The sequence below is a fragment of the Sporosarcina highlanderae genome (assembly GCF_030433715.1).
Lineage (GTDB): Bacteria > Bacillota > Bacilli > Bacillales_A > Planococcaceae > Sporosarcina > Sporosarcina highlanderae.
Genome location: NZ_JAROCC010000001.1, coordinates 161,029 through 178,720, shown reverse-complemented (window position 1 = coordinate 178,720; position 17,692 = coordinate 161,029). Strand labels below are relative to the sequence as shown.

General features: G+C 45.2%; 23 protein-coding genes. 22 read left to right on the top strand and 1 reads right to left on the bottom strand.

The genetic code is table 11. From position 1 onward, the window contains the following. Window positions 1–4: 4 nt before the first annotated feature. From atpF to P5G49_RS00620, 19 genes are all read left to right on the top strand, one after another. The gene (atpF, locus tag P5G49_RS00710; protein WP_301241859.1) at window positions 5–529 is read left to right on the top strand and encodes a F0F1 ATP synthase subunit B; all 525 of its coding nucleotides are present in this window, start codon (window positions 5–7) and stop codon (window positions 527–529) included. Then, window positions 526–1,065 carry a F0F1 ATP synthase subunit delta gene (locus P5G49_RS00705; protein ID WP_301241535.1) on the top strand — a complete coding sequence of 180 codons (540 nt, stop codon included), beginning with the start codon at window positions 526–528 and terminating at the stop codon, window positions 1,063–1,065. The genes atpF and P5G49_RS00705 overlap by 4 nt, the downstream gene beginning before the upstream one ends. Before the next feature lie 23 nt (window positions 1,066–1,088). Further along, window positions 1,089–2,600 (top strand): F0F1 ATP synthase subunit alpha, encoded by a 1,512-nt coding sequence (gene atpA, locus P5G49_RS00700; protein ID WP_301241533.1) that lies wholly within the window; start codon window positions 1,089–1,091, stop codon window positions 2,598–2,600. 238 nt (window positions 2,601–2,838) lie between these two features. Further along, the gene (gene atpG / locus P5G49_RS00695; RefSeq protein WP_301241531.1) at window positions 2,839–3,696 is read left to right on the top strand and encodes an ATP synthase F1 subunit gamma; all 858 of its coding nucleotides are present in this window, start codon (window positions 2,839–2,841) and stop codon (window positions 3,694–3,696) included. Window positions 3,697–3,735: 39 nt separating this feature from the next. Continuing rightward, a complete protein-coding gene (gene atpD, locus P5G49_RS00690; RefSeq protein ID WP_301241530.1) occupies window positions 3,736–5,151 on the top strand; it encodes a F0F1 ATP synthase subunit beta in 1,416 nt (471 codons plus the stop codon). Between the two features lie 24 nt (window positions 5,152–5,175). Continuing rightward, window positions 5,176–5,577, top strand: coding sequence for a F0F1 ATP synthase subunit epsilon (locus tag P5G49_RS00685; RefSeq protein WP_301241529.1), 402 nt, complete (start codon window positions 5,176–5,178; stop codon window positions 5,575–5,577). Window positions 5,578–5,979: 402 nt separating this feature from the next. Beyond that, the gene (locus P5G49_RS00680; protein WP_301241528.1) at window positions 5,980–6,219 is read left to right on the top strand and encodes a DUF1146 family protein; all 240 of its coding nucleotides are present in this window, start codon (window positions 5,980–5,982) and stop codon (window positions 6,217–6,219) included. A gap of 360 nt (window positions 6,220–6,579) precedes the next feature. After that, window positions 6,580–7,878 carry a UDP-N-acetylglucosamine 1-carboxyvinyltransferase gene (murA, locus tag P5G49_RS00675; protein WP_301241527.1) on the top strand — a complete coding sequence of 433 codons (1,299 nt, stop codon included), beginning with the start codon at window positions 6,580–6,582 and terminating at the stop codon, window positions 7,876–7,878. Between the two features lie 79 nt (window positions 7,879–7,957). Then, window positions 7,958–8,923: a stage II sporulation protein D gene (spoIID, locus tag P5G49_RS00670; protein ID WP_301241524.1), complete on the top strand. Its 966-nt coding sequence runs from the start codon at window positions 7,958–7,960 to the stop codon at window positions 8,921–8,923. Window positions 8,924–8,933: 10 nt separating this feature from the next. After that, window positions 8,934–9,584, top strand: a complete 651-nt coding sequence (locus tag P5G49_RS00665) for a M23 family metallopeptidase (RefSeq protein ID WP_301241521.1) — start codon at window positions 8,934–8,936, stop codon at window positions 9,582–9,584. A 266-nt stretch (window positions 9,585–9,850) separates the two neighbouring features. Then, window positions 9,851–10,465, top strand: a complete 615-nt coding sequence (locus P5G49_RS00660; protein WP_301241519.1) for a hypothetical protein — start codon at window positions 9,851–9,853, stop codon at window positions 10,463–10,465. A gap of 198 nt (window positions 10,466–10,663) precedes the next feature. Further along, on the top strand, window positions 10,664–10,933 hold the full coding sequence (locus P5G49_RS00655) for a sporulation transcriptional regulator SpoIIID (protein ID WP_301241518.1): 270 nt from the start codon (window positions 10,664–10,666) through the stop codon (window positions 10,931–10,933). Window positions 10,934–11,313: 380 nt separating this feature from the next. Then, window positions 11,314–12,309 carry a rod shape-determining protein gene (mreB, locus tag P5G49_RS00650; protein WP_301241858.1) on the top strand — a complete coding sequence of 332 codons (996 nt, stop codon included), beginning with the start codon at window positions 11,314–11,316 and terminating at the stop codon, window positions 12,307–12,309. A gap of 49 nt (window positions 12,310–12,358) precedes the next feature. Then, complete coding sequence (locus tag P5G49_RS00645) at window positions 12,359–13,180, top strand: flagellar hook-basal body protein (protein ID WP_301241517.1); 822 nt, start codon at window positions 12,359–12,361, stop codon at window positions 13,178–13,180. A gap of 28 nt (window positions 13,181–13,208) precedes the next feature. After that, the gene (locus P5G49_RS00640) at window positions 13,209–14,045 is read left to right on the top strand and encodes a flagellar hook-basal body protein (RefSeq protein ID WP_301241515.1); all 837 of its coding nucleotides are present in this window, start codon (window positions 13,209–13,211) and stop codon (window positions 14,043–14,045) included. A 19-nt stretch (window positions 14,046–14,064) separates the two neighbouring features. Further along, window positions 14,065–14,373 carry a DNA-directed RNA polymerase subunit beta gene (locus tag P5G49_RS00635; protein ID WP_301241514.1) on the top strand — a complete coding sequence of 103 codons (309 nt, stop codon included), beginning with the start codon at window positions 14,065–14,067 and terminating at the stop codon, window positions 14,371–14,373. A gap of 60 nt (window positions 14,374–14,433) precedes the next feature. Beyond that, entirely contained in the window at window positions 14,434–14,877 is a 444-nt protein-coding gene (fabZ, locus tag P5G49_RS00630; RefSeq protein ID WP_301241513.1) for a 3-hydroxyacyl-ACP dehydratase FabZ, read from the top strand. A 56-nt stretch (window positions 14,878–14,933) separates the two neighbouring features. Continuing rightward, complete coding sequence (locus tag P5G49_RS00625) at window positions 14,934–15,320, top strand: hypothetical protein (protein ID WP_301241512.1); 387 nt, start codon at window positions 14,934–14,936, stop codon at window positions 15,318–15,320. Between the two features lie 90 nt (window positions 15,321–15,410). Further along, on the top strand, window positions 15,411–15,764 hold the full coding sequence (locus P5G49_RS00620) for a hypothetical protein (protein ID WP_301241511.1): 354 nt from the start codon (window positions 15,411–15,413) through the stop codon (window positions 15,762–15,764). Between the two features lie 343 nt (window positions 15,765–16,107). Here the strand turns inward: P5G49_RS00620 and P5G49_RS00615 are convergent, their stop codons facing one another. Next, the gene (locus P5G49_RS00615; RefSeq protein ID WP_301241510.1) at window positions 16,108–16,545 is read right to left on the bottom strand and encodes a YwpF family protein; all 438 of its coding nucleotides are present in this window, start codon (window positions 16,543–16,545) and stop codon (window positions 16,108–16,110) included. Window positions 16,546–16,811: 266 nt separating this feature from the next. Here P5G49_RS00615 and P5G49_RS00610 point away from each other — a divergent pair, with 266 nt between their 5' ends. From P5G49_RS00610 to P5G49_RS00600, 3 genes are all read left to right on the top strand, one after another. Continuing rightward, on the top strand, window positions 16,812–17,261 hold the full coding sequence (locus P5G49_RS00610; RefSeq protein ID WP_301241507.1) for a single-stranded DNA-binding protein: 450 nt from the start codon (window positions 16,812–16,814) through the stop codon (window positions 17,259–17,261). Window positions 17,262–17,379: 118 nt separating this feature from the next. Next, a complete protein-coding gene (locus tag P5G49_RS00605; protein ID WP_301241504.1) occupies window positions 17,380–17,544 on the top strand; it encodes a hypothetical protein in 165 nt (54 codons plus the stop codon). Further along, the gene (locus tag P5G49_RS00600; protein WP_301241503.1) at window positions 17,528–17,686 is read left to right on the top strand and encodes a hypothetical protein; all 159 of its coding nucleotides are present in this window, start codon (window positions 17,528–17,530) and stop codon (window positions 17,684–17,686) included. Before P5G49_RS00605 ends, P5G49_RS00600 begins: the two co-directional genes overlap by 17 nt. The last annotated feature ends 6 nt before the right edge of the window (window positions 17,687–17,692 follow it).

Sequence of the window (17,692 nt, the reverse complement as noted above, 5' to 3'; positions counted from 1 at the left end):
CCTATTGTCCGCAAACGGCGGAGGATTTTTGTCAGCATTGAATGGCAGATTGAATCTTGGCGACATTATCGTCACAGTACTATTTTTCTCAATCCTCATGATACTACTTAAGAAATTTGCATGGGGACCACTAATGGGTATTATGGATCAACGTGCTGAATTGATCTCGAATGAAATCGAGGCAGCTGAAAAAAGTCGCTTGGAATCACACAAACTTTTGGAAGAGCAACGTGCTCTTTTGAAAGAAGCGCGTGACAACGCACAATCGATTGTTGAAAATGCTAAAAAGCAAGGTGAAACACAACGTGAAGAGCTGATCGCAGCAGCGCGCGCAGAAGTGAACCGGATGAAAGAATCCGCTACACTTGAAATCGCGACAGAGAAGGAAAAAGCTGTTGCAGCAGTCCGCGAAGAATTCGTTTCACTTTCAATCTTGGCAGCATCCAAAGTACTTGGTAAAGAAATCTCCGAGGAAGACAACCGTGCTTTGATTGAAGAAACGATTGTGAAGGCAGGCGAAGGCCGATGAGTAATTCGGTCGTAGCAAAACGCTATGCATCCGCATTGTTCGAACTTGCACAACAACACGGACAAACCGCCACAATTCAAGAGGAACTTAACGAATTGAAAAAGGCGTTCCGCGACAATAAAGGATTGGAGCAACTACTTAGTTCTCCAAGGTTATCAGTCGCAAAAAAGAGAGAAATGATCGCTGACATCTTCAAAGGCGTAAATCCGATTGTAATGAATACATTATTCGTCCTATTGGATGCAAAGCGCATGAATGAAGCACAAAACGTCTTCGATGAATTCCACCAATTAGCGAACGACGCTGCTGGAGTTGCGGAAGCGAAAGTATACTCCACACGTCCGTTGACAGAGCTTGAAACAAATTCAATCTCTACAGCATTCGCACATAAAGTAGGCAAACAATCTTTACGCATTGAAAATATCATTGATCCAAGCCTAATCGGGGGCATCCGCCTTCAAATCGGCAATCAGATTTACGATAGCAGCTTAAGCGCGAAGCTTGAAAAACTGCAACGTAAATTGATCGGATCCTAATTTGAAATTGAGGGGTGACATACATGAGCATCAAAGCTGAAGAAATCAGCACGCTGATAAAGCAGCAGATTGAAAACTATCAATCTGAGATGGAAGTAAGCGAAGTCGGTACGGTTATCAAAATCGGTGACGGTATCGCTCTTGCTCATGGCCTCGACAACGTCATGGCCGGAGAACTTCTTGAGTTCTCTACAGGTGTCATGGGTATGGCGCAAAACTTGGAAGCGAACAACGTAGGTATCGTTATCCTTGGACCATACACGGACATCAAAGAAGGCGATGAAGTACGTCGTACTGGCCGTATTATGGAAGTTCCTGTCGGTGAGGAACTAATCGGACGCGTCGTCAATCCACTTGGCTTGCCAGTTGATGGTTTAGGCCCAATCGCAACGACAAAAACTCGTCCAATCGAAAGTCCTGCACAAGGCGTAATGGCACGTAAATCCGTTCATGAGCCACTACAAACAGGCATTAAAGCAATCGATGCACTTGTACCGATCGGCCGTGGACAGCGTGAATTGATCATCGGTGACCGTCAGACTGGTAAAACAACTGTCGCAATCGATACAATTCTTAACCAAGCTGACCAAGATATGATCTGTATCTATGTTGCAATCGGACAAAAGGAATCCACAGTACGTGGGGTTGTAGAAACACTCCGTAAAAACGGCGCGCTTGACTACACAATCGTAGTAACAGCATCCGCTTCTCAACCAGCTCCATTGCTATTCCTTGCACCATACACTGGTGTAACAATGGCTGAAGAATTCATGTTCCAAGGCAAGCACGTCCTTGTTGTCTACGATGACCTATCTAAACAAGCGGCTGCTTACCGTGAACTTTCCTTGCTACTTCGCCGTCCTCCAGGCCGTGAAGCTTACCCTGGTGACGTATTCTACTTGCACTCCCGTCTACTCGAGCGTGCAGCGAAGTTGAACGATACATTAGGCGCAGGTTCAATCACTGCACTTCCATTCGTTGAAACGCAAGCTGGAGACATCTCCGCTTACATTCCAACGAACGTAATCTCCATCACTGATGGACAAATCTTCTTGCAATCGGACCTATTCTTCTCAGGTGTACGTCCAGCGATCAACGCCGGTCTTTCCGTATCCCGTGTAGGTGGTTCAGCGCAAATCAAAGCAATGAAAAAAGTTGCCGGTACACTTCGTCTCGACCTTGCTGCATACCGTGAACTCGAAGCGTTCGCAGCATTCGGCTCAGACCTCGACGCAGTTACAAAAGCGAAACTTGACCGTGGAGCACGTACTGTTGAAGTGTTGAAACAGGACTTGAACAAGCCACTTAAAGTCGAATACCAAGTTGTCATCCTATACGCATTGACACGCGGTCTATTAGACGACGTAGCTGTCCAAGACATCCTACGTTTCGAAGCAGAAATCACAAGCTGGCTCGAATCAAACCACACTGAAGTGTTTGATCATATCCGTACAACAAAAGACCTTCCATCTGACGACGTCATGAAAGAAGCTATCAACGCATTCAAAAAGACGTTCGTCCCATCAGAAGCGTAATTAGTCTATAGGATTTTGATCTATATGTAATTTAAATGAATTGTAACGATTCTAGGGTTGGAGCGAAAGGCGGCGACTCCGAGGGGATTAGCGGGCAAGGTGAGACCCCGCAGTGTCGCGCAGCGACCGAGGAGGCTCACCGCCCGCCCCCCGGAAAGCGTCCGCCTGTAGCGCAAACCCGATCTATGCGATCTTTTAATCAACATATACAAATAAACAATAAGGTGGTGAATTGCCAGTGGTATCATTACGCGACATTGAAAACCGTATTAAATCGACAAAGAAGACAAGTCAAATCACAAAAGCAATGCAAATGGTCTCAGCTTCCAAACTTAACCGTGCCGAACAAAATGCAAAAGCATTCGTTCCATACATGGAAAAAATCCAGGAAGTCGTCGGCGCAATCGCGAGCGCAACAAGCGACGCAAGCCACCCGATGCTTGTGAACCGTCCCGTGAAAAAGACAGGCTATATCATCGTATCATCCGACCGCGGTCTCGTAGGAGGTTACAACAGTAACATCTTCCGTGCCGCAAGACGCGCAATCGAACAACGTCACACATCAAAAGATGAAGTGAAAATCGTTGCGATTGGCCGTAAAGGCTATGAATTCTTCAACCGGTTAGGATATGAAATCGTTGAACGCCAACTTGGAGTTTCCGACCACCCTTCTTTCGAGGAAATAAAATCAATCGCGAACCGAGCTGTTGGCATGTTCACAGAAGGCGTGTACGATGAAGTGTACTTGTACTACAACCACTACATCTCCGCCATCTCCCATGAAGTGACGGAAAAGAAATTGCTTCCGCTCACCGACCTTTCATCAGCGTCGGCAATGACTTCGTATGAATTTGAGCCTTCCGCAGAAGCGATTCTTGAAACGCTTCTTCCACAATACGCGGAAAGCCTTATCTACGGCGCAGTGCTTGATGGAAAAGCGAGCGAACATGCTTCCAGTATGACAGCGATGAAGACTGCTACAGATAATGCAGGCGAATTGATCGATTCTTTGAGTCTTCAATTCAACCGAGCACGCCAAGCAGCAATTACGCAGGAGATTACAGAAATCGTCGGCGGAGTTGCAGCTTTAGAATAAGCAAGACTGAACGGTAAAAGTAAGACAGGAGGGAAAAGCATGAGTAAAGGACATATCCTTCAAGTTATGGGTCCGGTCGTTGACGTTAAATTTGAAAACGGTCAGCTTCCAGCGATCTACAACTCATTGAAGGTTCAAATTGAACGTCCGGGCAATGCGCCTGAAACGTTGACTCTTGAAGTCGCACTCCACCTTGGGGACGACTCAGTACGCACAATTGCGATGTCATCCACTGACGGCTTGAAACGTGGCGCTCTTGTAGAAGATACAGGTTCTCCGATTTCAGTTCCAGTTGGTAACGTCACACTTGGCCGCGTATTCAACGTACTTGGAGAAATCATCGACCTTGGAGAGGAAATCCCTGCTTCTGAGCAACGTGATCCAATCCACCGTGAAGCTCCAAAATTCGAAAACCTTTCAACGGAAGTTGAAATTCTTGAAACAGGTATCAAAGTTGTTGACTTGCTTGCACCATACATCAAGGGTGGTAAAATCGGCCTCTTCGGTGGTGCTGGTGTAGGTAAAACAGTTCTTATTCAGGAATTGATCAACAACATCGCCCAAGAACACGGTGGTATCTCCGTATTCGCAGGCGTTGGAGAACGTACACGTGAAGGGAACGACTTGTTCCACGAAATGACGGACTCCGGTGTTATCAACAAAACAGCGATGGTATTCGGTCAAATGAACGAACCGCCTGGCGCACGTATGCGTGTTGCTTTGACTGGTTTGACAATGGCAGAATATTTCCGTGACGAACAGGGCGCGGACGTTCTTCTGTTCATCGACAATATCTTCCGCTTTACACAAGCAGGTTCTGAAGTATCCGCACTATTGGGCCGTATGCCATCTGCCGTTGGTTACCAACCGACACTTGCAACAGAGATGGGTCAGCTTCAAGAGCGTATCACTTCAACAAACGTTGGTTCTGTTACATCGATTCAAGCGATCTACGTACCAGCCGATGACTATACGGACCCGGCTCCGGCTACGACATTCGCTCACTTGGATGCAACGACAAACCTTGAGCGTAAACTATCTGAAATGGGTATCTACCCTGCGGTTGACCCACTTGCATCTACTTCACGTGCACTAAGCCCTGAAATCGTTGGCGAAGAGCACTATAGCGTAGCACGTCAAGTACAAACAACTTTACAACGTTACCGTGAACTACAAGATATTATCGCGATCCTTGGTATGGACGAATTAAGTGAAGATGACAAGCTTGTCGTTGGGCGTGCGCGTCGTATCCAATTCTTCCTATCCCAAAACTTCCACGTTGCTGAGCAGTTTACAGGACAACAAGGTTCATACGTGCCAGTTGCTGAAACTGTTAAAGGCTTCAAGGAAATTTTGGACGGTCGCTATGATCACCTTCCGGAAGATGCATTCCGTCTTGTTGGACGCATCGAAGAAGTTATCGAAAAAGCAAAAGGCATGGGCGTAGAAGTTTAATCTACAGGATCAGGAGGGAAACAAATGAAGACAATTAAAGTCAATATCGTCACTCCCGACGGCCCTGTTAGTGAAACTGAAGCGGATATGGTGATTGCTGCAACTGAGTTTGGTGAAATCGGGGTCCTTCCCGGCCATATCGCTATGGTTGCGCCACTTCAGATTGGTGCGCTTCGCCTGAAAAAGGGAAGCTCGACTGTAAATGTCGCCGTCCATGGCGGGTTCATCGAAGTTCGTCCTGATGTCGTCACCGTTTTAGCTCAAAGCGCAGAACTTGCTGAGAACATCGATATCGCTCGCGCTCAACTCGCAGCGAGACGTGCAGAAGAAGCGCTAAAAGCGAAACAGAACGATCTTGAGGCGCAGTTGGCAGAGCTCCACCTAAGACGGGCCATCACTCGTATTAAGGTTTACGAAATGAGATAATAGCTTTAACGAATCGGTGGGCAGAGGGAGCGTTTCTTCTGCCCACTTTTTCTGGTTGATGAATGAAAATTAACAATCAACAAATAACTCGTAAATCGCTTTATATACTCATAAACACGTCAAGCCGCGCATAAACGCGTCAAGCTGCGCATAAATCGCTACAGAAACGCATAAACGCGTCAAGCTGCGCATAAATCACACCAGATACGCATAAACCGCTACAAATACGCATAACCACGTTGCAACGCTCATAATCCGCTAAAAGCACTCATGCATTCTACCCTTTCCCAATGCCCAAGGATCTTTAATTACTCAACATCATCTATCACGACAAATAAATTCCAATTCACTGCTTAACCCGCGCCCAAAAAGACGATTATAATCAAAAAGGAGTCATTTCAAATGAACAACGTATTTGCACACAATCCAATGCTTGCGATCGTCTCACATATATTCTTCATCGGACTATCATTCTATGCACTCCAATCCATCATGCCTGAAAAAATTATCAAAAAGAACCGTGTTTTCCAGGCGCAATTGCTATTTATTTTATTGAGTTTTGCCATAGGATCAGCTGTATCAAATTTCTTTTTGGACATATCCTATTGGTCAGGGAGAATTCCATCATTATTTAGCAGATGATGGTTAATAATTAAAAAATTCGGGTATCTGTTTTTTAGACGCTACCTTACATGCTTTCGCCGCGTATATGCACTGCCGTATTTGGGGCGATGGCATGAAAAAAATGTTTAGTTTCCAGTAAATCATGGAAAGTACAAAATGACAGTTATTTAATGCCAGCAACATAGGGACACAAATCACCAAATGACTACATATTATAGACTATCTTGCAGATAGAGGGAAAATAGCTCTGTAGTAACTTGTTTAATAATGTAGAGCATTGTAGAATAGTATGTGTTTTTATGATTAATTCATGACGAAAAAAATAAGAAAATGATAAAATTTGGCGAATAGTATAAATTTGAGTCGGAGGGACTTTTTGTGGATAAAATTATTATTAGAGGTGGACGTGTTCTTAATGGAAACGTTCGTGTAGAAGGCGCAAAGAATGCAGTATTACCAATACTTGCTGCCGCATTGCTTGCTTCAGATAGGCCAAACGTCATAAGGGATGTACCTAACCTTTCAGACGTTTCGACAATCAATGAAGTCGTGAAGAGCCTTAATGCAAAAGTTGAATATGATCCAGAAAAAGGTGAAGTGATTATTGATTCAACAGAGCCGCTTTCAAGCGAAGCTCATTTCGATTATGTACGGAAAATGCGCGCATCCATTTTGGTCATGGGGCCATTGCTTGCACGCAACGGTTTCGCACGTGTTGCGCTACCTGGTGGTTGTGCAATCGGATCCCGTCCAATCGATCAGCATCTTAAAGGATTCGAAGCAATGGGCGCCGAAATTACATTCGGCAATGGACATGTAGAAGCGAAAGCAGCAAACGGACTAAAAGGAGCTAAGATTTACCTCGACTTCCCGAGCGTCGGTGCAACTGAAAACATCATGACTGCAGCCGCATTGGCGAAAGGCACGACTGTTATCGAAAACGCGGCGAAAGAGCCGGAAATTGTCGATTTAGCGAACTTCATCAACGAAATGGGCGGCAGAGTCATCGGAGCCGGAACAGATGCCATCCGCATCGAAGGCGTCCAAAAATTACACGGAACGATACATCATATTATTCCAGACCGCATCGAAACGGGAACATTCATGGTCGCTGCAGCAATCACAGGCGGCGATATCACAATCGAAAACGCTGTTCCTGAGCATAATGCTGCATTGATCTCGAAGTTAGGGGAAATGGGCGTAACGATCACTGAATTGGATGAAGGACTTCGCATTCAGGCGAAACACCCATTAAAAGCAGTTGATTTAAAGACAATGCCGCATCCAGGATTCCCTACAGATATGCAATCACAAATGATGGCACTCATGTTGACAGCTTCCGGAACGGGCGTATTGACAGAAACTGTATTCGAAAACCGCTTCATGCACGTTGAAGAATTCCGCCGCATGAACGCAAGCGTCAAAATCGAAGGACGTTCAGTCATCATCTCGGGCCCATCCAATCTGCAAGGCGCTGAAGTCGCAGCAACTGACCTTCGTGCAGCAGCTGCTCTAATCTTGGCAGGACTCGTCGCAGAAGGCATCACACGCGTCACGGAACTCATCCACTTGGACAGAGGCTACGTCGACTTCCATAAGAAACTAAAAGCACTTGGAGCCGACATCGAACGCGTATCCGAAGAAGAAAAAGTTGTAAAAGAAAAAGAACTTGTATAAGCAAAAGTAGAGGAGGAATTATTCCATCCTCTACTTTTTTTGTTCGAATGAAACAGGCTCTCCCTTCATACAGTTAAACATGGACAAACTAATAGCTGCTTTATTGATCGTACTACTATTTTTTATTCCCATCCTCATGAAAAAGACAATCGAAACTAAACAAGAAGACGTAGCTACGGAAGAGCCATGCACAATCTATATCACTGTGGAAGGGGTGGACGAGCCTTTGCCGCTTGAGGAATACGTCCTTGGAGTCGTCGCCGGCGAAATGCCGATGACTTTCCACGACGAAGCCTTAAGAGCACAAGCGATTGCTGCACGGACATATGTACTCCGCGCTACAGACAGGGGCAAGAAGCCGATCGAAGCAACCGTCTCCGCTCAAGTCTACAAAACAATGGCGGAAAGGAAAGAACGCTGGGGGAAGGAGTTCAAGAGAAACGAGAAAAGGCTTCGTGGAATTATCGAGTCGACCGAAGGGGACATAATCGTCTATGGCGAAGAAATGATCACCGCAATGTTTTTCTCCACCTCCAACGGGAAAACCGAGACTGCGCAGAACTACAGCGGCAGCTCGATCCCGTATTTGCAAAGCGTCGAAAGCCCAGGCGAGGATATCGTCGCTGCAGAAGTTGAAAGGCGTATTGAAATGCCGATAGCAGACTGGAATAAAGCACTCGGTTCCACTTGGAATGCAGATCGTTTCAAAAGCCTTCAACTTGTTCGCAATCAAACAGGACGAGTCCAAAAAGCAGTATCCGGAGACTTCGAAATTAGCGGCAGGAAAATGCGAGAATTACTAGGACTGGCCTCCACAGACTTCAACATTGCATACGACATTACGAATAAAATCGTCATCATCGACACGAAGGGATATGGCCACGGAGTCGGCATGAGTCAGTACGGCGCGGAGGCTTTCGCAAGGGGAGGATGGACCGCAGAAAACATTATTCCCTACTATTATTCAGGCACAAAAATAAAAAAGTTTGAACTTGATGAATCTGAATGTTTAAAATCACCAACACTTGCAAACAATAGCAAGTGAGGTGATGATAATGCGAGAAGAAAAACCGAAATCCCCTTCTCAGAAGAATAAGAGTCAAAAGAATAGATGGTTCTGGCCTGCCATCTATGCGGGAATCGCGATCGTGTTCGTCGGCATGATTTGGGGCTACAATGCCATTCAAAAAGGTACTAACGAAACTGCCGATGCAACTGCTGATCCGGATAGCCAACCAATCGTCGAAACAAACGCTGCAAATGAAGTACTTAAATACCCGTTCAGCGAAGAACTTTTCGACAACGTAGCCATTATACAAGACTACTATGATGTAGAGGCTAGCGAAGAGGATCGGGAAAATGCACTGTTAGTCTTCAATCAAGTGTACATTACAAACAAAGGCGTCACGATCTCTGTGGATGGCCAACCATTTGAAGTCGTAGCAGCCATGAGCGGAACTGTCCAAGAAGTCATTTTAGACCAATTCAAAGGCGGCGAAATCAAAATCGCCCACGCCAACGGAATGACAACAGTCTACAGCTCACTAACTGGCATCCTCGTTAAGCAAGGCGACGAAGTCATCCAAGGACAATCCCTCGGAACCGCCACAGCCAACGAATGGAACGTCCAAGCCGGCACTCACCTACTTTTCGAAGTACACAAAGACGGCATCCCAGTCAACCCGCGCTCATATTTAGGATTCTAAATGCCAACCCACCCCGCAACTGCGAGGTGGGTTTTTTAATGGTGTCGCGGGAGTTCTCTTTCATCGCCCAACCCTAAATTAAAAGTTCAACCTATAAAAAAGTCGATTTCCTGTGGAGTTAAGGAATCGGCTTTTTTATTTACCTTGTTGAATTAAACCACTGATTAAGTTGTCCAATTTAGTTGAAGATAATTTCATACAATGTAGAAGAAACAAAGTATAGTGAGGTGATTTTTATGTGGTTTGCAAAAAAAGAGGTGGGAAGCATGAGAAAGTTGAATGAAGAAGAGGTGAAAAAAATGAAAAAACCAAATTTACAAGGTAAAGCTAAAAGCAATGATGTTGGTGTAGAACAAAAAGAAGAACAAATTGAAGTACAGCAAATAGTGGCAGATTGTTCTGGAACACTATGTACCAATTCAGTAATTGACTGTATCACCGTTTTAGTTAAACTTCCCTTTAGTTCTGATTCAAGTCCGCAATTGAGTTTGGCATTCGACACAAGTTGCCTTAAATGTATAGTAGAACCTTGCTCACTTCCAGCCAGTACAACAAACCCCTGTGGAGGGCAAATTAGTGGTTCGGTTATTGTGAACCGAGTAAGAGTAGTAGGGTGTATCAATTATGTAGTAAGTGTTGCAATTTTTGGAGATGGTAGAGATCCAACCGGTAATATAGCTCGTTCTCACTTTTGTGCTCAAGATACAGTGTGCGTGGACCAAACGCTTTGTATAGTTAATGAAACTAATCAAACTCCTTGCCCTAATTTTGCTAATACAACCGGACAAATTATTCAACAAAGCAATTCGGTGAACGATTGTGGCGATAGGATATTTAATGTACGAGTTAGATTCAACTTACCAAGTTGTGTAACTATATAATTAACAATTAAGAGGGATACACTAAAGTATTATCTGCATTTTTAATACCCTCTTATGAACACCTAAAATGAAACTCCTCGCGACATCGCCAAAATTTCCAGAATTCGTTTCACCTCTCCAAAAACGCTCTGACATAATCCCGCCACACCCCGCATAGGATAAAGGAAGAAACGGAGCTGACAGGGAAAGGAAGAGGGCGTGCACGAGCAAATTCGGAGGCGATGCGTGCGCCTCGGTAAAATGTTGCTGGACACTGGACTTACAGTACGGGCACTTGCGAAAGCGACAGGCTATTCGAAAAGCACGGTCCACAAAGATTTAACGGAACGGCTGCCAAATGTGGATGCTGAGTTGTCTGAGGAAGTCGCAAAAATACTTGCCTATCATAAGTCTGTCAGACATTTAAGAGGCGGTGAAGCAACACGGATGAAATGGATGAATGAAAATAAGAAGGCCCGCAACATGTAGGGGGAATAGACGGGGACGCAACCAGCCTAGGCAGTAGGGCGGACACCCTGTCTTTTCGCATGTGGACAACCCTTCGTCCAGATAGTAAGAAAAGACCGTAATAACACCTCAAAAAGTTTAATGAATTTACCCCTGCCCTCTAAATTGGAATAAAAAAGCATTACAAGGAAGCGTTATAAAAATACCAACCTCCCAAAAAAAAATTGTAAATAATCCCCAATCGACATAAATCCCTACAGTTTTTATTTCTGAATAAATATATGTGAAATAACTGTCAATTTTTGTGTTCAACATAGAACCATTGTGATACAATATATAGTCAGTAGAGTAGGCTAAAATAGGTATGTTTGATGAATGAGCCGGAAGGGGAACCAGGATTGATGTTTGCAAAAGATATCGGGATCGACCTTGGAACTGCAAATGTGTTGATTCACGTAAAAGGGAAGGGAATTGTGCTTGACGAACCGGCTGTTGTTGCCATAGACAAGCAATCGAATAAGGTATTGGCTGTCGGTGAGGAAGCCAGTAAAATGGTCGGTAGAACGCCCGGAAACATTGTTGCAATCCGACCGATGAAGGATGGCGTGATTGCTGATTTTGATGTAACAGAAGCGATGCTTCGCCATTTCATCAATAAATTGAATGTCAAAGGATTTTTATCGAAGCCGCGGATTCTTATTTGCTGCCCAACGAACATTACAAGTGTCGAACAGAAGGCAATCCAGGATGCTGCTGAAAAATCCGGGGGGAAAAAGATCTATCTCGAAGAAGAGCCGAAAGTAGCAGCGATTGGGGCCGGCATGGATATTTTCCAACCGAGCGGAAATATGGTAATCGATATCGGCGGCGGAACGACGGATGTCGCGGTGCTGTCAATGGGAGATATCGTAACTTCAGAATCGATCAAAGCTGCTGGGGACATGTTTGACAATGACATCATTCAAGCTATAAAAAGAAAGCATAAACTACATATCGGCGAACGCACAGCTGAAACAATTAAGAAAAGCATTGCAACCGTTTTCCGAGGAAGCCGGAAAGAAGAGATGGACATCCGCGGACGTGATATGGTTACTGGACTACCACGAACAATTACGATAGATTCAGAAGAAATTCGTGAAGCGTTAAAAGAATCCGTGGAAATGATCGTCCAATCGGCGAAAAATGTTTTGGAAAGAACACCTCCGGAACTTTCTGCTGACATTATCGATCGCGGTATTTTCCTTACTGGGGGCGGCGCGTTAATGCATGGAATCGACCAACTGCTTGCAGAGGAACTCAGGGTTCCGGTATTCGTTTCGGATAATCCACTTGGTTGCGTTGCAATCGGGACGGGCATTCTTCTAGATAACATCGGAAAAACAAGAGGACGTTATTGATTTATTACAATTTATTACAATAAATGACATATGAAAGGAGGCGGGCACCATGTTCCGCGGATTTTACACAGCCGGTTCTGGGATGATTGCACAACAGCGGAGGACGGAAATGCTAGCAAATAATATGGCAAACGCCAATACGCCAGGCTTTAAGGCCGAGCAGTCAAGCATTCGTTCATTCCCTGAAATGTTCATGTCGAGCATAAATGCGACGAAGATTCCTACGGAAAAAGGCTTTCAACAAAAAGGCTTATCGCCAGTCGGGCAACTATCAACAGGCGTTTACATGCAGGAGACATTGCCGCTGTTCACACAAGGTTCCATGCGTGAAACCGGCATGACGACTGACATTGCGCTCATTGATATCAATTTGCCGGTCAATACGGAAACAGGTGAGCGTGGAACTGTCTTTTTCCGGCTTGAGAATGAAAATGGAAATGAGCTGTACACGCGAAACGGTAACTTCACAATTGATGCAAACGGCAATCTGACGAATCCAATGGGGCATTATGTTCTTGACTCAAATGGACAGCGGATCCAATTGCAAAATGATGAATTCACCATTTCAGATACGGGTATCATCATGCAGAATGGAGCAACAGTCGCGACATTAGGTGTTTCATTCGCGGAGCAGCCCTCCTCTTTATTCAAACAAGGGAATGGCCTGTTCGAAAGTCAAAATGGCAATTTACCTAACGCAGAAGGCGGCTATTCATTCCAACAAGGCTATCTTGAAGGCTCCAACGTTGACGCAGCGAAGACGATGACGGACATGTTAGCAGCATTCAGGGCGTTTGAGGCGAATCAAAAAATTCTTCAGGCATACGACCGTAGCATGGAAAAAGCAGTGGAAATTGGCCGTGTCAACTAGGGACACGACGTAAAAGGAGCGGGAATGAATGATACGATCGATGGCAACAGCTGTCAATACGATGAATCAATTACAGAGCCAAATCGATATAATCGGAAACAACCTTGCGAATTCATCGACACATGGATACAAGTCCGGTGCAGCTAATTTTCAGGAAATGCTTTACCAACAATTCAATAATGACAAAGGCGATACGGCGCAGCGCCAATCGCCGGCAGGTATCCGCTATGGCGTAGGTGCAATGTTAGGATCCGTGCAAATGAACACAAAAGTCGGCTCATTGCAAGCGACTAACCGGGAACTTGACTTTGCGCTGACGGAACCGAAGCACTACTTCAACCTCATTAGACCCACCGAAAACGGTGAACAAACGGTTTACACGCGTCAAGGGAATTTCTTTGTTACACCTGTAGAAGGCGGCAACCTGATGCTTGTCAACGGCGACGGGTATCCGGTCGCGAATAGCGCAGGAGAACCGATCGTTTTCTCCGACAATGTTGAGAAATACACACTGCTTCCTGAAGGCATACTTCAGGTAACGGAAAAGGATCAGGCCATCCGAGAATACCAGATGGGCATCACGAAGTTTGAACGCCCGAACTTGATGAATCGCTTATCCGCGACATTATTCTCACTTCCTGATAATATGGACGAGTTAGGCGTGACTCCGGACGACGTCATAGTCGAGATGATTGGCGCAAATCGCAGTCAAATCGGGATGGAGAACGGACAGCTTGAAGCATCCAATGTTGATTACCAAAAAGAGATGACGGACCTTATCAGCGTCCAACGTTCTTATCAATTCAACGCACGGACAGTCACGCTTGCAGATCAAATGTTAGGTTTGATCAATAACATTCGTTAAGCGTTAGGGAGAATTCGATATGATAGAAGAAAAGCAAATGACAAACAACAATGAACAGCAGACCGTCTCCTCCAGGTTGGAACGCAATCAGCAAAAAAAGCGTAAACCTGAAAAAGAGGAACCAAGCGCAAAGGGACGAATTTGGGTACAAGTCCGGATACTGCCGATTTGGCTGCGAATTATCCTTGTTTTAGCCCTCATGGCAGGTGCTGTAGCTCTTGGTGTCACAATCGGTTACGGATACATCGGTGACGGCAATCCGGCCGATGCGCTCAAGAAAGAGACGTGGACTCACATAGTCGATATCATAAAAGGGAAAGAGTCGTAAAAGGCTCTTTCGTTTTCATTCTAATGGAATAAATACTACATAATTTGGAGGTGGAAGGTTATGCTAACAGCAGAGCAGATTCAAAAAATAATTCCACATCGTTACCCATTCCTTCTTGTTGATAGGATACTTGAGATTGACAAAGGGAAACGCGCTGTGGGTTTAAAGAACGTTACGATAAATGAAGATTATTTTAACGGACATTTTCCAGGATACCCGGTTATGCCCGGGGTATTAATTGTCGAAGCGCTTGCACAAGTGGGTGCGGTGGCGATGTTGCAAAAAGAGGAAAATCAGGGTAGACTTGCGTTTTTTGCGGGTATAGATAATTGCCGCTTCAAAAGACAAGTCGTTCCGGGTGATACATTGAAGCTTGAGGTGGAAATCACTAGAATGCGTGGCACTATTGGAAAAGGAAAAGCGATTGCAACCGTTGATGGCGAAATTGCCTGTGAAACGGAAATCACGTTTGCCCTTGGGCCAGCTGCAAGCGAATCGAATTAAGAATGTGCAAAAGCGCATTATTCATGCACGATATATTGTAGGAGGTACCAATTGTCATGAAAGATCTTTCTCCAAATATAAAAAGCAGCATCACGCGTTCCATCACACAAACTTTCGAGCAATACATGACGAGCATTGACTGGGATGAAGAGGAATACGACATCGAGGACTTCATCAAAACTTGGCGTGAATACATCACAACGAAAGCGCTTTGGTATTCAAAAATTCCGGATGAAATGAAAAACGATCCGGCCTTCCATGAAGACCTCGCACAGCGAATCAACGAAGTCATTCAACGCATTCTGAGCGAACCGCCATCTGAAGAGCAAATTGCGAACATCCAGATGCTACAGGAAAAGCTTGACGTCTACATGAACTTTCACTGCAAAGCGGAAGCGGCCTATGTCGAATCCATACTCAAAGAGCGTGCCGAAAAACAATAAAAAAGTATGGATAGTTCCCTCCTTTTGAGCCAACCTACAAGTATCATACGATTTGTATGATAGAGGCTTGTGGAAAGGAGGGAACTCTACATGTACAAAAAAGCGATACCGTTCGTACTCGTTTCGGGATTAGTCCTAACAGGATGTAATACCAACAACAACGTTCCAAAAAACAACGAAACGCCGATGGAGGCTATCGACCGAGACACACGTGATTTGACTCCAAGAGTCAATAACGGTGCTGGACCGGATATGGATGGCATCAATAACGGCAACGGTGTGAACAATGGTGTGAACGACGGCAGAATCATTAATAATGGAAACCGTATCAACGGAGACATGAACGGTGATGGCACAACATCGCCGAACAACGGCATCTTAACAGATGAAAACACAACGACTCCAAACGGCACCATCAATCGCGACAGAAACAACAACCGCTAACCACAAGCCACAAAGAAAAACCGCCTTTCGGGGCGGTTTTTTTGATTATTAGACCATTAAATTGTAAAAGGCATTTGGCGCGAGATGGAGTTGTTTTGCCAGATTGTATTATCCCGCGGGAGTAGTGTTCCCCCGCGCTCAAGAATCGCGTTTCGCGCTCAAGAGGTGTTCCCCCGCGCTCAAGAATCGCGTTTCGCGCTCAAGAGGTGTTGCCCCGCGCCCAAGAATCGCGTTTCGCGCTCAAGAAGTGTTCCCCCGCGCCCAAGAATCGCGTTTCGCGCTCAAGAAGTGTTCCCCCGCGCTCAAGAATTGCGCCCTCGCGCTCAAGAAACCATACAAATCATCAACCCTTCTCCCGATCCTTCTTCAACCGCGGCCTCTCCCTCATATCAGACTCAAACCGCTTCAACAACTCCTCGCCGCTCAGCCCCTCAGTAATCAATTCCTCCAACAAATGCTCAGCATATTGAGTGCGGGCGCGCTTCAAGCGACCCTTCAACAAAACGGAAATATTGTCCCCGATCCGTTGCACCGTATCCACCGCCACGCGGAATCCCGCAGGCTCATTTTCCGGGTAGGAGATGACGACACTTGTATCCAACACTTCTTCCGAATCCTTCCACCCCTGAAACAGCTCCTCATGCTGTTTATCAATGAACATCTCAAGAATCCACATACGATGACTATTCTCTTGATTGATGATAATCCCATCAATCAACGGAAAGTCCTGGATTTTATCGTCGATCAAAATTCCGACAGATAACATTTTAAATGTCTTCAAATGCGCCACCCGCCTCACTTTTTGCTCAAGTATACCATACAGCCCCAAAAAATCTTTAGAAACATGCCAAACTCGTATTATCTTGAATAAATGAAAATTCACGAACCCTTGCCACTCTTGACATTCAAAATAAAATGGCCAAAAAACACCCGAAACCGTAACCGAAAACCACAAAAAACACCCGCAAAACCCATTTTTGCCGATTTGTCAGTTTGACCACCCGCTTTGTATGATGAAAGCATCACACGTTGAAGGGAGGTAAAACAGTGAACCAAGTTGCACTTGTAGGGCGAATTACGAAGGATCCGATTTTGAGAAGGTTGTCGGAAGGAAGGCTGCAAACGAGCTTCATCCTTGCCGTGAACCGCAAATTCAAAAACCAGCATGGCGAAGTGGATGCAGATTTCATACTTTGCACTGCCTGGGGGAAAACCGCGGAAAATACGGCGAAGCATTGTGGGAAAGGGTCTTTAATTGGAGTCGGTGGACGTATCCAATCAAGAACGTACGAAAGGGAAGACAAAAGCCGTGTGTTCGTGACAGAAGTGATCGGTGAAGAAATTAGATTCCTTTCTACAAAACGCAGGAGCAGCGAAAACCTGTACGATGAGCCTGAAGCCAATGTGCAGCAACAGTCCAGTGAAAGTGAACAGGAAAGCGTTACGTCGAAGTTTCATTTGCCACAGGAAGAGAAAGAGGGTTTGCCGATTTATTAACTCCAAGGAAGATACATATGGGGAGGGGTGGCAAGAAAGCGATTGGTAGTTGTACACAAAACTAAATAGTGAAATGAACTAATTCTACGAAAAAAGTAAATGTAAAGGAGATTGGATAATGGATGAATGGGGATTCGTCCATGTCCAAGGGGAAGCATTGCCTTCAACTGAAGGGATGCTTGCTGCAATGGCCAAGATGATCCGGCCGACCAAAAATGCGGCGGGGGCCGCTCCCGCCGTAAATCTAAAAGAGGGGGAATCACAAAATGGAACAAATGGATAGAAAAATTACGAGATTGGAGATGCAAGTAGGTGAACTGATCCGTATCCTTGCTTTACTGAATGAGAGGATGATTGACATTGAAGCGAGGGAACGTGGAAAAGTCGTCTCCATACATAGACGGCAGCCGAAAATGAGGATCTAAAAAGCC

Bases quoted from the DNA above. Each gene is read 5' to 3' on its own strand.
- P5G49_RS00705 (WP_301241535.1), top strand. From the start codon at position 526: ATGAGTAATTCGGTCGTAGCAAAACGCTATGCATCCGCATTGTTCGAA.
- atpA (WP_301241533.1), top strand. From the start codon at position 1,089: ATGAGCATCAAAGCTGAAGAAATCAGCACGCTGATAAAGCAGCAGATT.
- atpD (WP_301241530.1), top strand. From the start codon at position 3,736: ATGAGTAAAGGACATATCCTTCAAGTTATGGGTCCGGTCGTTGACGTT.
- P5G49_RS00685 (WP_301241529.1), top strand. From the start codon at position 5,176: ATGAAGACAATTAAAGTCAATATCGTCACTCCCGACGGCCCTGTTAGT.
- P5G49_RS00680 (WP_301241528.1), top strand. From the start codon at position 5,980: ATGAACAACGTATTTGCACACAATCCAATGCTTGCGATCGTCTCACAT.
- spoIID (WP_301241524.1), top strand. From the start codon at position 7,958: ATGGACAAACTAATAGCTGCTTTATTGATCGTACTACTATTTTTTATT.
- P5G49_RS00665 (WP_301241521.1), top strand. From the start codon at position 8,934: ATGCGAGAAGAAAAACCGAAATCCCCTTCTCAGAAGAATAAGAGTCAA.
- P5G49_RS00660 (WP_301241519.1), top strand. From the start codon at position 9,851: ATGAGAAAGTTGAATGAAGAAGAGGTGAAAAAAATGAAAAAACCAAAT.
- mreB (WP_301241858.1), top strand. From the start codon at position 11,314: ATGTTTGCAAAAGATATCGGGATCGACCTTGGAACTGCAAATGTGTTG.
- P5G49_RS00645 (WP_301241517.1), top strand. From the start codon at position 12,359: ATGTTCCGCGGATTTTACACAGCCGGTTCTGGGATGATTGCACAACAG.
- P5G49_RS00640 (WP_301241515.1), top strand. From the start codon at position 13,209: ATGATACGATCGATGGCAACAGCTGTCAATACGATGAATCAATTACAG.
- P5G49_RS00635 (WP_301241514.1), top strand. From the start codon at position 14,065: ATGATAGAAGAAAAGCAAATGACAAACAACAATGAACAGCAGACCGTC.
- fabZ (WP_301241513.1), top strand. From the start codon at position 14,434: ATGCTAACAGCAGAGCAGATTCAAAAAATAATTCCACATCGTTACCCA.
- P5G49_RS00625 (WP_301241512.1), top strand. From the start codon at position 14,934: ATGAAAGATCTTTCTCCAAATATAAAAAGCAGCATCACGCGTTCCATC.
- P5G49_RS00620 (WP_301241511.1), top strand. From the start codon at position 15,411: ATGTACAAAAAAGCGATACCGTTCGTACTCGTTTCGGGATTAGTCCTA.
- P5G49_RS00605 (WP_301241504.1), top strand. From the start codon at position 17,380: ATGGATGAATGGGGATTCGTCCATGTCCAAGGGGAAGCATTGCCTTCA.
- P5G49_RS00600 (WP_301241503.1), top strand. From the start codon at position 17,528: ATGGAACAAATGGATAGAAAAATTACGAGATTGGAGATGCAAGTAGGT.